13 protein-coding genes are annotated in these 12395 nt (G+C 57.9%); 6 read left to right on the forward strand and 7 right to left on the reverse strand.

What is annotated here, in order from left to right; genetic code table 11:
- Positions 1-91 precede the first annotated feature (91 nt).
- Positions 92-997, reverse strand: a complete 906-nt coding sequence (gene rimK, locus JTY93_RS01165) for a 30S ribosomal protein S6--L-glutamate ligase (protein ID WP_038445187.1) — start codon at positions 995-997, stop codon at positions 92-94.
- On the reverse strand, positions 994-1476 hold the full coding sequence (gene rimB / locus JTY93_RS01170; RefSeq protein ID WP_029299782.1) for a retropepsin-like aspartic endopeptidase RimB: 483 nt from the start codon (positions 1474-1476) through the stop codon (positions 994-996). Before rimB ends, rimK begins: the two co-directional genes overlap by 4 nt.
- A gap of 282 nt (positions 1477-1758) precedes the next feature.
- Between rimB and JTY93_RS01175 the strand changes: the two genes are divergently transcribed.
- Entirely contained in the window at positions 1759-2166 is a 408-nt protein-coding gene (locus JTY93_RS01175; protein ID WP_205477193.1) for an Hsp15 family ribosome-associated heat shock protein, read from the forward strand.
- Positions 2167-2207: 41 nt separating this feature from the next.
- Here JTY93_RS01175 and JTY93_RS01180 read toward each other — a convergent pair whose 3' ends face one another.
- On the reverse strand, positions 2208-3008 hold the full coding sequence (locus tag JTY93_RS01180; protein ID WP_205477192.1) for a phosphatase PAP2 family protein: 801 nt from the start codon (positions 3006-3008) through the stop codon (positions 2208-2210).
- 125 nt (positions 3009-3133) lie between these two features.
- Between JTY93_RS01180 and hslO the strand changes: the two genes are divergently transcribed.
- Complete coding sequence (gene hslO, locus JTY93_RS01185; RefSeq protein ID WP_205477191.1) at positions 3134-4036, forward strand: Hsp33 family molecular chaperone HslO; 903 nt, start codon at positions 3134-3136, stop codon at positions 4034-4036.
- Between the two features lie 179 nt (positions 4037-4215).
- Positions 4216-5757, forward strand: a complete 1542-nt coding sequence (locus tag JTY93_RS01190; protein ID WP_169991838.1) for a phosphoenolpyruvate carboxykinase — start codon at positions 4216-4218, stop codon at positions 5755-5757.
- Between the two features lie 116 nt (positions 5758-5873).
- On the opposite strand, the gene JTY93_RS29715 is transcribed toward JTY93_RS01190, so the two are convergent.
- From JTY93_RS29715 to JTY93_RS01205, 3 genes are all read right to left on the reverse strand, one after another.
- Positions 5874-6230: a DUF1493 family protein gene (locus tag JTY93_RS29715; RefSeq protein ID WP_205477215.1), complete on the reverse strand. Its 357-nt coding sequence runs from the start codon at positions 6228-6230 to the stop codon at positions 5874-5876.
- Positions 6231-6499: 269 nt separating this feature from the next.
- The gene (locus tag JTY93_RS01200; RefSeq protein WP_205477190.1) at positions 6500-7135 is read right to left on the reverse strand and encodes a DUF1493 family protein; all 636 of its coding nucleotides are present in this window, start codon (positions 7133-7135) and stop codon (positions 6500-6502) included.
- A gap of 4 nt (positions 7136-7139) precedes the next feature.
- Positions 7140-7472, reverse strand: a complete 333-nt coding sequence (locus JTY93_RS01205) for a hypothetical protein (RefSeq protein ID WP_240344377.1) — start codon at positions 7470-7472, stop codon at positions 7140-7142.
- 442 nt (positions 7473-7914) lie between these two features.
- Here JTY93_RS01205 and JTY93_RS01210 point away from each other — a divergent pair, with 442 nt between their 5' ends.
- The 3 genes from JTY93_RS01210 (at position 7915) to JTY93_RS01220 (ending at position 11745) form a co-directional block, all read left to right on the forward strand.
- Positions 7915-9090, forward strand: coding sequence for a tetratricopeptide repeat protein (locus JTY93_RS01210; RefSeq protein ID WP_205477188.1), 1176 nt, complete (start codon positions 7915-7917; stop codon positions 9088-9090).
- A 262-nt stretch (positions 9091-9352) separates the two neighbouring features.
- Complete coding sequence (locus JTY93_RS01215; RefSeq protein ID WP_205477187.1) at positions 9353-11290, forward strand: RecQ family ATP-dependent DNA helicase; 1938 nt, start codon at positions 9353-9355, stop codon at positions 11288-11290.
- A 23-nt stretch (positions 11291-11313) separates the two neighbouring features.
- Positions 11314-11745, forward strand: coding sequence for an acyl-CoA thioesterase (locus JTY93_RS01220; RefSeq protein ID WP_205477186.1), 432 nt, complete (start codon positions 11314-11316; stop codon positions 11743-11745).
- A gap of 144 nt (positions 11746-11889) precedes the next feature.
- On the opposite strand, the gene JTY93_RS01225 is transcribed toward JTY93_RS01220, so the two are convergent.
- A complete protein-coding gene (locus tag JTY93_RS01225) occupies positions 11890-12369 on the reverse strand; it encodes a glycine zipper domain-containing protein (protein ID WP_057437072.1) in 480 nt (159 codons plus the stop codon).
- Positions 12370-12395 lie beyond the last annotated feature (26 nt).

The raw sequence follows: 12395 nt of genomic DNA on the forward strand, positions 1-12395 counted from the left end.
GGCCTGCGATAAGAGGTAACAGTCGACATTGATGTTGAATGTTAGTCAGTCATCGCAGGCAAGCCGGCTCCCACAAGGGGTCGTGCCGATTTCAGCCCTTGCCCTTGGTGCGGGTCATGTTCGGCCCGCTGTTCTTCTCCAGGTGCTGAATGATGATCCCCGCCACATCCTTGTTGGTGGTGGTTTCGATCCCTTCCAGGCCCGGTGAAGAGTTCACTTCCATCACCAATGGCCCGTGGTTCGAGCGCAGGATATCCACACCCGCCACACTCAAGCCCATGACCTTGGCCGCACGCAGGGCGGTCATGCGCTCTTCCGGGGTGATCTTGATCAGGCTGGCGCTGCCGCCCCGGTGCAGGTTGGAGCGAAACTCCCCTGGTTTGGCCTGGCGTTTCATCGCCGCAATCACCTTGTCCCCCACCACGAAGCAGCGGATATCGGCACCGCCGGCTTCCTTGATGTATTCCTGAACCATGATGTTCTGCTTGAGGCCCATGAACGCCTCGATCACCGACTCAGCCGCCGTGGCGGTTTCACACAGCACCACGCCAATGCCTTGGGTGCCTTCCAGCACCTTGATCACCAACGGGGCACCGTTGACCATCTCTATCAGGTCGGGAATGTCATCAGGGGAATGGGCAAAGCCGGTCACCGGCAAGCCGATGCCGCGGCGCGATAGCAATTGCAGGGAGCGCAGCTTGTCCCGGGAACGGGCAATGGCCACCGATTCGTTGAGCGGAAACACCCCCATCATTTCAAACTGGCGCAGTACCGCGCAGCCGTAGAAGGTCACCGAGGCACCGATGCGCGGGATCACCGCGTCGAAGCCTTCCAGTGGTTTGCCCCGGTAGTGGATCTGCGGCTTATGACTGGCAATGTTCATATAGGCGCGCAACGTATCGATCACCACCATCTCATGGCCCCGTTCGGTGCCGGCCTCGACAAGGCGACGGGTGGAATACAGACGCGGGTTACGCGACAGCACAGCGATCTTCATGCAACACCTGTGGCAGCAATAGTAGAGACCGGGAACACCGGCTTGTCTTGAACGTATTTGAGCCCCGGGTTGACCACCAACTGGCCGTCGATCAGGGCTTTGGAACCTAGCAACAGGCGGTAACGCATGGTTTTGCGGCAAGCCAGGGTGAACTCCACCCGCCATACCCGATCACCCAGGGCCAGGGTGGTGCTGATGACGTAGCGCACCTGCGCCTGGCCGTTGGAGCTTTTAATGGTTTTCATCGCCACCAGCGGCGCTTCGCAACGCCGGTGACGCAGTTGCACCACGCTGCCCAGGTGCGCGGTGAAACGCACCCACTTTTCACCGTCACGCTCAAAAGGCTCGATCTCGGTGGCATGCAGGCTGGAGGTACTGGCCCCGGTGTCGATCTTCGCGCGCAGGCCCGCCACTCCCAGATCGGGAAGCGCCACCCATTCACGCAGACCGACAACGGTCAAATGGTCAAATGTCTTCAATATGAACAACCGGCAATCAGAAATATTTCGACGTCAGACGACACTAGCGCCCAACTGCTCAAGGATTGTGACAACCCAGGAACGTTGACGGGCGCTTGGAGCCGAATTCGCGGTATTCACGCAGAATATTCACCAAATGGCGACAGATATCTTCACGTCATAAAAAACCATGACTGAAGGGAAACTGCCTGACACCTGGCGTATCTTAGGTGAGCCTTGGCGTTTGTGCGTCGATGGGGTTCGACGGTTAAGTTGCGACATTTTTCAGAGCGAGGAATTCAAGTGGCTCAAAAGCAGGAAGAGGACGAAAAAGTCCGTTTGGACAAGTGGTTGTGGGCTGCGCGTTTCTACAAGACTCGGGCCTTGGCCAAGGCCGCCATCGAAAGCGGCAAGGTGCATTGCCGTGGCGAACGCTGCAAACCGGGCAAGGAGCCGCACATTGGCGACGAGTTGCAGATTCGGGTTGGGTTTGATGAGAAGACAGTGGTGGTGCAGGCGCTTTCCATCGTCCGCCGCGGCGCTCCCGAAGCGCAGGCGCTGTACACCGAGACGCCGGCAAGTATCGCCAAGCGTGAGAATGCGGCGGCCATGCGCAAGTCCGGAGCTTTGGGGATGAGCACCGACGGCAAGCCAAGCAAGAAACAGCGCCGCGACCTGTTCAAGTTTCGCGGCAGCGGCAATGATGAGTGAGGCTTTACGTGCAGGAGCCGGCCAGGCTCCTGCACCTGGGCTCAGGCGTTGCGGATCACGCTCAAGCGATTGATCGCAGGTACCCGTTGCAGCAACTTGAATACTGGTTCGGTCACGCGCAGCAGCCAACCCGAGACCTTCGCTGCAAACGGCGTGTAATAACCCCAGCCCAGTGCCAACAGCGCCAGCAGCACGCCACCGATATAGTCGTCTTGCCCCCAATGTGCCCCGGCCACCAGGCGCGGCATCATGAACAGCAGCGCCAGCGCCCAGACCAGCACGACTTGCCCGATCCGCTTGGCAAACACACTCATGAACATCCCCCAGATCAGCAGCACCGAAGCATGATCACCGGGGAAGCTCTGGCTGGAGCGGTCCTTCAATTCCCAGGTTTTTTCCAGGTCAGGGAAGTAGTCGCTCATGTGGATCGCCCCGCTGATCACCATCGACGGGCTGTTGTGCTGCCAGCCCATCTGCGCCGCGAGCTTGGAAAAAAGCATGCGGATGAACAGCAGTAACAGCAGGATCGCGAGGAAACCAAAAAACGCCTGGCGCACCTCAATCGCCTTGAACACCCATTCGCCGCGAATCAGCAGCATCAGCAGGATTACCCCGACCACCGCATCAAATGGTCGCAGGCTCGCTACCGCCCATACATGCAGCCAGGCCGGGTTGCTGGCCAAAGGGTCGTTGAGCAGATGAAACAGCCATTCGTCGAATATCACGCAAAGCATCTGGCCTGCGGGCCATAGCCAAAAACACAGCAGCCCCAGAGCGAGTAAATTGCACAGGGCCAATCGCCCGAGGTTCCACTTGGCTTGGAACAAACCCGGATTGTTCATAAACTGTTTCCTCTTCGCTCTGAAACTCTTCATCTATCGGAAGAAAAGCGCACCAAATTGGTGCTAAAGCGCATAATTTTAGAAACATTGTCATCACTTTGTCATCAATTCAGATACCCAGACCTATGACTGATTTACCGGATACCGACTTCACCCAACGTTTCCTCTTTGACGACAACGACGCTCGTGGCGAACTGGTTGCCCTGGAGCGCAGCTATGCCGAAGTCCTTGCCAAGCACCCCTATCCGGAGCCGGTCGCGCAGTTGCTCGGCGAACTGATGGCCGCCGCGTCGCTGCTGGTGGGCACCATGAAGTTCGATGGCTTGCTGATTCTCCAGGCCCGTTCCGAAGGCCCGGTACCCATGCTGATGATCGAGTGCTCCAGCGAGCGCGAAATCCGTGGCCTGGCCCGTTATGACGCAGAGCAGATCCCGGCGGACGCGACCCTCGCCGACCTGATGCCCAACGGCGTCCTGGCGTTGACCATCGACCCGACCGTTGGCCAGCGTTACCAGGGGATTGTCGACCTGGACGGTGAAACCCTATCCGAGTGCTTCACCAACTATTTCGTCATGTCCCAACAAGTGGGTACCCGCTTCTGGCTCAATGCGGATGGCAAGCGCGCCCGTGGCCTGCTGTTGCAACAACTGCCGGCCGACCGTATCAAGGACGAGGATGAGCGCGAAGAAAGCTGGCGCGGCCTCACTGCCCTGGCCGGTACCCTGACTGCCGAAGAGCTGTTGGGCCTGGACAACGAAACGATCCTGCACCGCCTGTACCACGAAGAAGAGGTGCGCCTGTTCGATGCGCAATCGTTGCGTTTCCATTGCAGCTGTTCCCGCGAGCGTTCGGGCAATGCCCTGGTGAGCCTGGGCCTGGAAGATGCGCAAAACCTTGCTGTAGAACATGGTGGCCAAATCGAGATCGACTGCCAGTTCTGCAATCAGCGCTACCTGTTCGACGCTGCCGATATCGCTCAATTGTTCGCTGGCGCGGGCGTTGACACCCCTTCGGGCACCCACCACTAAAACGTTTAAGCACAGGTAAATCACCTGACAAACGCCGGATTAGAGGTGTTCTGACGGGAGGGCCCTACTATTTTTGGGCTTTTCTGGCATAATCCGGCCCACTTTTTTCGCGGTAGTAGTGCGCAACTTTCTACTACAAAACGTTTGGAGCACTCGGCCATAGGCCGACGGGGAACCTCATGACGCAAGCCAATAACGCCGTATACACCGATCTGAGTGTTGACGATCTGGTCAAAGAAGCCCTGCAGCGCGGTGAAGGCGTGCTTGCCGATACTGGCGCGCTGGTCGTAGAAACCGGTCACCGTACCGGTCGTTCGCCAGTCGACCGTTTCATCGTTGAAGAGCCGTCCACCCAGGCCGCCATTGCCTGGGGCCCGATCAACCGCAAGTTCCCGGCCGACAAGTTCGATGCCCTGTGGGCTCGCGTCGAGGCTTTCAACAACGCGCAAGAGCATTTCGTTTCCCACGTTCACGTTGGTGCTGCCCAAGACCACTACCTGGCCGTGAAAATGACTACCCAGACTGCTTGGCAGAACCTGTTCGGTCGTTGCCTGTTCATCAATCCGGCCCAGTACAACCCGGCCGGCCGTGAAGAGTGGCAAGTGCTCAACGTTGCCAACTTCGAATGCGTACCAGAGCGTGACGGTACCAACTCCGATGGTTGCGTGATCCTCAATTTCGCCCAGAAGAAAGTCCTGATCGCAGGCATGCGCTACGCCGGCGAAATGAAGAAAGCCATGTTCTCGGTGCAGAACTTCCTGCTGCCGGCCGCTGATGTGCTGCCAATGCACTGCGCTGCCAACATCGGCGAAGAAGGCGACGTGACCCTGTTCTTCGGTCTGTCCGGCACCGGCAAGACCACCCTGTCCGCCGATGAAAGCCGTTACCTGATCGGTGACGACGAGCACGGCTGGGGCGAAGGCGTGGTGTTCAACATCGAAGGTGGTTGCTATGCCAAGTGCATCGACCTGTCCGAGAAGAACGAGCCCGTCATCTGGAAAGCCATCAAGCACGGCGCAGTCCTGGAAAACGTCGTGATCAACGACGCCAAGCACGCCGACTACACCGATGTCAGCCTGACCCAGAACAGCCGTGCCGCGTACCCGCTGGAGCACGTTGCCAAGCGTTCCGAGAAGAACCTGGGTGGCGAGCCAAATGCAGTAATCTTCCTGACCTGCGACCTGACTGGCGTGCTGCCACCGGTGTCGATCCTCAACGAAGAACAAGCGGCCTACCACTTCCTGTCCGGCTACACCGCGTTGGTGGGTTCGACTGAAATGGGTTCGGGCAGCGGCATCAAGTCGACCTTCTCCACCTGCTTCGGCGCGCCGTTCTTCCCGCGTCCGGCTGGCGAATACGCAGAGCTGCTGATCAAGCGCATCCGCGGCTTCGGCTCCAAGGTCTACCTGGTCAATACCGGCTGGACCGGCGGCGGCTACGGTGTTGGCAAGCGCTTTAACATCCCGACCACCCGTGCAGTGATCGCAGCGATCCAGAGTGGCGCGTTGATCGGTGCGCAAACCGAGCACCTGGACACCATCAACCTCGACGTGCCATTGGCTGTACCTGGCGTTGAGACCGGCCTGTTGAACCCACGTAACACCTGGGCTGACAAAGCTGCCTACGACGAAGCCGCGAAGGCCCTGGCCGGGCTGTTCGTCGAGAACTTCAAGAAGTTTGAAGTGAGCGACGCGATCAAGGCCGCGGGTCCTAAGTTGTAAGACTCGCTAGCTGTTAAAAAGCCGCCCCCAGGGGCGGCTTTTTTGTGCGCGCAAATCTCTATGAATGTAGAGCAGGACGGCAAAAAGGCGCAGATCCGAATGTGGGGCAGTGTTCTTCAGCTGAGATTTTCCAGCGTCTGCGTATCCCAGCTATGAGTCTTGATGGCCAGGTAAAGCATGCCGATGGTGAGCGGCATCTTCTCGCCCCGGCCCTTGGCGCGGTGTTTGAGGAACACATCAAATACCGGCGGGTTGAAGTAGCGATAAGCATCATAGTCGCCCAGGTCCAGATCAAATGCCTGCTCCAGCGCTTCCATAAACTGCCTGGCTTCGGCGCCGTCGCAACCGAGGTCGAAGTTCAGCGAAGTCTTGAGGCGGATGCTTTTGTGCTTGGGCAGGCCGATTTCTTCGTGCAGCAATTGCAGGAGTTGCTGCACGACGGGGTCTTCTGGGAAGTGCGGGGCCAAGTTCATGGTGGGGGCACGCCGGAGTGGGTGAGGGGGTTGGTCATGGCGATAGCGGTACTTGTTGCGGGTGAAGAACAGTGCCAAGCCTATCAAGAACAGAGCGAGGGGGAGGAGTTGAATACTAAGAATGATCGCTACGTAAGGTAGCCAGAATGTCAGGATCAAGCCGCTCGCGATAAACGTGACAGCAAAACGCTTTCTGAGTGTGCAGTCGGTGATTTGGAAATACAGCACAAGGAGAAATCCAAGGAAGAAGAGTATTTGCAGGTAGATATTCATGGCTTCTGATATCCGATTGCTTCTAGTGCATGGGTGTCCCAGTGCCTGGCTTTGATGGCTTGGTAAAGCATGTTGATGGTCAGTGGTGCCTTGCCTTCACTACCTCTTTCCACATATCGCAAGTACGCGTCGAAACCTCTGCGTTTGAAGTAACGGGTGCTCTTGTAGTCGCCGAGGTGCATGCCGAAATCTTGCTTCAGTGCTGCCATCAAATGTTTGGCCTCGGCGCGGTTGCAGCCCAGATCATGGTTAATTGAAGTGCTGAGGGTAATTGACTGATTTTTCGGCAAGCCCACATCCTCATGCAAAAGCTGCAGAAAATGGCGCATGACGGGATCATCAGGAAAATCGGGAGCTAAGTTAAGTGTGGGGGCGATGAACAACGGGTGTGTGGGCCTCACTCGGTTGTAGCGATTTCGGTCAAAATACAATCCTGAGCCAATTAGAATGGCGCCTATTGGCAGGCTAGGCAGTTGGGCTTCGTCTATCCAGTAAGGGAGCCATAATGCACAAATCAACCCTCCAGCCAGTATGGACAGGCCCACGTATTTCCTGATGGGTTGAGATTTTATTTTGTTGTCGAGAATAATGCTTAACACGATGTAAGCGACCCACTGGAGGTATTCGATCATTGAATTACCCCCCGAGGAACGGGATGACTATCGCAGACATGGAGCGTTGGGGGCCTATCCCTCCATCGACTTGCGCTTCGAGCCCGATGACCACATCGCCAGCGTGATAGCTGCGGACGATGCTTTTGGTGATCAAGCCCACTGTGGCACCAACGACGCGCGCTGCTGGTTTTGAAAACGGGTGAATTGGCGCATTGAAAAGCCCGGTTAACAATAAGGCGATGATGGTTCCGCGTTCGTTGAGTAAATCCGCCTGCTGTCGGGTTAGTGGCTTGGAAATCGCGACAGTCAGTTTGCAAGGCAAATCACGGGCAAGCATCTTTTCGTAGAGTTCCACCAATCGATCGCGAACTTCGTTTGCAGAGGCGCCGGCTTCTAACACACATAGGTTTGCTAGCGCTTGTCGATTGGCAGGGAGAACGATAAATCGAATCACTGTAAAAGTGACCCCGTAATGGCCAATGTATTGAGTCCTTTCAAGGTCCACGGATTTCTTGCCGAGAGGGTTGAGAGGGCGCTAGTTTCGATCAGGCTTGGTTGATTCTGTAGGGGGTTGAGTTTGCACTGGAGGTAGTTTGGGAAGCGTATGGTGTCTTTCTTGGCGATTTCCTACAGAGACTTCCGATGCTTGAAGTTTGGCTAAGAGGCGCCCACCCATAGTAGGGATAAAAACCACGTCACATTTTGTATAAAATCCCGGCAAAACCCCTGAATTCAGCGTATGTTTCACCGCAAAATTTTGTAGGGCAATTTCGCCCGCTACTTAAAGGGAGTTAAGCATGGGTTTGCTTCGTGTCGCCTCGGCGATGTCATTGTGTGCGGTGGCTTTTTCTGTCCAGGCCGAGCAGTTGCCGATTGAGGTGCTCAGTGCGGTGGTCAAGGACCAGAAAATCGCCGACGCCGAAGTCTTGCTGCAACGCAACGGCGCACAGAACGTGGTGGGGCGCACCAACGCCCAGGGCCAGGTCACCCTTACCAGCGAAGTGGCCGACGGCGCCGACTACCTGCTGATCATCAAGAAGCCCGGCTACTCCAACCTGGTGGTCAAATGCCCGTGTAAAGGCATGACCTACGCCATCAGCCCAGTGATGGAAAACCTCGACGGCCTGCGTGTGGTGCTGACCTGGGGGCAATCGCCTTCGGACCTCGACTCCCACATGATCTTCCCGGGCAACAATATCTACTTCAACAGCAAGACCGGCACCGACGCCGAGTTGGATGTGGATGACACCGACAGCTACGGCCCGGAAACCATCACCCTGCAGAAAAAACACTACGGCGAAAGCTACGTGTACGCCGTGCATGACTTCTCCAACCGCACCAATACCGGCTCCACGGCACTGTCCGAGAGCCAGGCCAAGGTATTTGTGTACATGGGCCAGTCCCTGGTGCGTACCTACTACGTGCCGACCAATCGTACCGGTAACTTGTGGACGGTGTTCCGCATGACCGGCAGCGGCGACTTCCAGGACATCAATACCTTCACCGGCGTGCTGGTCGAAGCCAAGGACGTGCTCAACGAAGTCAAACCGCTGCTCAACGACAGCGTTGCGGTTGATGCCGTGGTGGTCAGTTCTGCAGTCCAGGGTGATGCGAAAAAACTGAACCTCAAAGGCGAAGCGGCCTACCAGGCCGGTAACCTGGACCAGGCAATCGATTACTTCCGCCAGGCAATCGAGCTGGATAACGCTTTCGGCAAAGCCTACGGCAACCTCGGCCTGGCTTATCAGAAAGCCGGCAACACTGCCGAGTCGATCTGGGCCAACCGCAAGGCGATCGCTTTGGCCAGCGGCCCTACAGCCGCCACCGTGCGTGCCGGTTCCTACTACAACATCGCGCGGATCTACGAAGCGGCCGGCCAGTTTGCCGATGCACTGCGTCACTACCAGTTGGCCAAGGAGCAGAAGGCCAATCCGGTGTACGACAAAGCCATTGAGCGTGTGCAAAGCCGCTGATTGAGCTGTAGCCACGATGTAAAAAATGTGGGAGCGGGCTTGCCCGCGAATGCGTAGTGTCAGTCACTGACTGTGTATCTGATACACCGCATTCGCGAGCAAGCCCGCTCCCACATTGGTTTTTGAGTGTTTGCTAGATTGCCGACTGGGCCCCGTAGCCTGTGTATCATCCTGTCTCTCTTTTCCTCGCGACCTTTCTCGATTCGCTGAAAATACCGGGCTATGTTTTAGGCCTGTTCAGCGGTCAATGGAGTGACAGCTTATGCACGACACCCTCCAGCAGGTCTTTGGTTATCCCCAGTTTCGCCCAGGCCAGGAGGCCGCTGTCAGCGCCGTGTTGGCTGGCCGTTCGGCGGCGGCGATCTTTCCCACCGGTTCCGGTAAATCCCTCTGTTATCAACTCTCAGCCGTATTGCTGCCGCACCTGACGCTGGTGGTGTCGCCGCTGCTGGCGTTGATGCAGGACCAATTGGGCTTTTTACAGCGTCATGGTATTTCGGCCGGCAGTATCGATTCGGCGCAAAGTCGCGAGGAGGCCAATGACGTGATGGCCCGCGCCCGCTCCGGCGAGTTGAAAATCCTGATGATTTCTGTGGAGCGCCTGAAGAACGAGCGTTTTCGCAACTTTTTGCACAGCGTTTCGATTTCGTTACTCGTGGTAGACGAGGCGCACTGTATTTCCGAGTGGGGTCACAACTTCCGTCCTGACTACCTCAAACTCCCCGACTACCAGCACCAGTTCAAGATTCCCCAGTCCCTGCTATTGACGGCCACCGCGACGCCCAAAGTGATTGCGGATATGCAGGCCAAGTTCGCCATCGCCCCCGCTGATGTGATCACCACCGGCTTCTACCGGCCCAACCTCAAACTGTGGGTAGAGCCGGTCAGCGGCGTGGACAAGCGCCGGCGCCTGGTGGAGTGGATGGGTGAGCGGGCCAACCAGCCGAGCATTGTCTATGTCACCTTGCAGAAAACTGCCGAGCAGATCGCCGAGCACCTGAATCGCCATGGCATCCAGGCCGAGGCCTATCACGCAGGTTTGCCCCATGATAAACGCGAGGGCATCCAGCGCCGGTTCATGGGTGGCCAGTCCAATTGCATCGTCGCCACCATCGCCTTTGGCATGGGTATCGACAAGAGCGACATCCGCAACGTGGTGCACTTCGACCTGCCCAAATCCATCGAGAACTACAGCCAGGAAATTGGACGCGCCGGTCGCGATGGCCAGCCTTCGGAGTGCCTGGTGCTGGCCAACCGCGACAGCCTCACCGTGCTGGAGAACTTCGTGTATGGCGATACGCCGGAGCAGGAAGGCATCCGGCTGGTGCTGGAGGAACTGCTGGCAGCCCGGGATGACGGGCAATGGGAGTTTCTGCTGCGCTCGTTGGCAGAGCTGAGCAATATCCGTGAACTACCGCTCAAGACCTTGCTGGTGCAACTGGAGCTCAAGGGCGTCATTGCACCGCGCTATGCGTTTTATGCCGAGTATCGCTTCAAGTACCTGGTGGAGCCGGACGTGTTGCTGGCGCGTTTTTCCGGCGAGCGGCAGCAGTTTGTCGCCGCGATCATCCAGGTATGCAAACGGGCCCGCAGCTGGGCTACCGTGGACTTCGACGCGCTTTATCAACTGCACCAGGCCGAGCGTGGCCGGGTGGTCAAGGCGCTGGACTATTTCCAGGAGCAGGGGCTGATCGAGCTGGAGAGCAAGCAGATGACCGAGGTCTACAGCCTGCTCGATAGCGGGTTTGATCCCCAGGCCATGAGCGCCGAGTTATACACAGGCTTCAAGCAGCACGAAGTCACGGAAGTGGCGCGGATCCATGGAATGCTCGCGCTGTTTGCCAGCGAGCGCTGCCTGGGCTTTCGGCTGGCCGAGTATTTTGGCGACGCCGATGCGCCCCGCCAGTGCGGGCATTGTTCGGTGTGCCGTGGCCAGATCGCCCATCTGCCAGCGCCCCCTGGCCTGGCGCCGCTTGTGGATAAAAACTTCCAGGCATTGTGCGCAGATTTTATCCACAGGCATCATCAGCACACCGGCAGCTTGCCGGGGGCTGAACGCTTGACGCGGTTTTTATGCGGGATCAGCGTGCCATTGTTTACCAAGCTCAAGGCCCGGGGGATCCCTGGGTTTGCCGCGCTGGAAGAGTATCCGTATGCCGAGGTGCGGGATTGGGCGGGGGCCCATCTGAACGACCTGTAAATTCACTTCAACGAGACTTGTCCATGCCTGACTCAATACCGCAGCGTGCCGATTACCGCCACTTCCAGCCGATCATTACGCGCTGGCACGACAATGATGTGTATGGCCATGTGAATAACGTCACCTACTACAGTTTTTTCGACACGGCGGTGAACACCTACCTGATCGAGCAGGGCGGGTTGGATATCCATGACGGTGTAGTGGTGGGATTTGTGGTGAGTTCGGCATGCGACTATTTCGCTTCGATTGCCTTTCCCGACCGTATCGATATCGGCCTGCGGGTGGGCAAGTTGGGCAACAGTTCAGTGCAGTACGAGTTGGCGGTGTTCAAGGCCGGTGAAGACGAAGCCTGTGCGGCGGGGCGGTTTGTGCATGTGTTTGTGGACCGGGCGACAAACCAGCCGGTGGCGATTGCGGGTGTGTTGCGCGAGGCTTTGCAGCGGTTGGTGATCTGACCGCGAACGCGTAAACGCCACCGAAGCAAATGTGGGAGCGGGCTTGCCCGCGATGGCGGTGGATCAGTCAAGTATCCAATAACTGACCCACCGCAATCGCGGGCAAGCCCGCTCCCACACGGGGTATGCAGTGTTCTTTGGATTTTAGCGGTGACGGTAGTGATGCTTGTTCTTGCGATGCCCATAGGCATGCCCACGACCACGATGATCATCACGGTCATAACGGCGGTTATCGCGCCCGCGATAGCGACGGTCGTCGTCATCGCTCTTGTTGCCCATGTAGTTGCCCAGCGCGCCGCCGGCACCACCGCCGGCTGCCGCACCGATCAGGCTGCCGGTGCTGCCGCCGACACTACGACCGACCACGTTGCCGCCGGCTGCGCCCAGTGCGCCGCCAATGGCCGCTTCGCCGCGGCTGCGTTTGTCTGCGCCCACTGCGCTACCGCCGGCGCCGCCCAGGGCCGCACCGATGGCCGAACCGGTATTGCCGCCGATCTGCTGGCCGACGACTGAACCTAGAACCCCGCCCAATGCGCCGCCTACACCGGCTTCGGTGGTGCCACCGGCCATGGCTGCGCCACTGACCAGGCCAAGGGACAACAAGAGAATCGAGGAGAACTTCATAGGTGAACCTCAAGGGGATGACGGCG

It is taken from the genome of Pseudomonas hygromyciniae (assembly GCF_016925675.1).
GTDB classification, from domain to species: Bacteria; Pseudomonadota; Gammaproteobacteria; order Pseudomonadales; family Pseudomonadaceae; genus Aquipseudomonas; species Aquipseudomonas hygromyciniae.

Coding starts and splice junctions, on each gene's coding strand:
- rimK (WP_038445187.1), bottom strand. CDS start 997: ATGAAGATCGCTGTGCTGTCGCGTAACCCGCGTCTGTATTCCACCCGT.
- JTY93_RS01180 (WP_205477192.1), bottom strand. CDS start 3,008: ATGAACAATCCGGGTTTGTTCCAAGCCAAGTGGAACCTCGGGCGATTG.
- hslO (WP_205477191.1), top strand. CDS start 3,134: ATGACTGATTTACCGGATACCGACTTCACCCAACGTTTCCTCTTTGAC.
- JTY93_RS01190 (WP_169991838.1), top strand. CDS start 4,216: ATGACGCAAGCCAATAACGCCGTATACACCGATCTGAGTGTTGACGAT.
- JTY93_RS29715 (WP_205477215.1), bottom strand. CDS start 6,230: ATGAACTTGGCCCCGCACTTCCCAGAAGACCCCGTCGTGCAGCAACTC.
- JTY93_RS01200 (WP_205477190.1), bottom strand. CDS start 7,135: ATGATCGAATACCTCCAGTGGGTCGCTTACATCGTGTTAAGCATTATT.
- JTY93_RS01210 (WP_205477188.1), top strand. CDS start 7,915: ATGGGTTTGCTTCGTGTCGCCTCGGCGATGTCATTGTGTGCGGTGGCT.
- JTY93_RS01215 (WP_205477187.1), top strand. CDS start 9,353: ATGCACGACACCCTCCAGCAGGTCTTTGGTTATCCCCAGTTTCGCCCA.
- JTY93_RS01220 (WP_205477186.1), top strand. CDS start 11,314: ATGCCTGACTCAATACCGCAGCGTGCCGATTACCGCCACTTCCAGCCG.
- JTY93_RS01225 (WP_057437072.1), bottom strand. CDS start 12,369: ATGAAGTTCTCCTCGATTCTCTTGTTGTCCCTTGGCCTGGTCAGTGGC.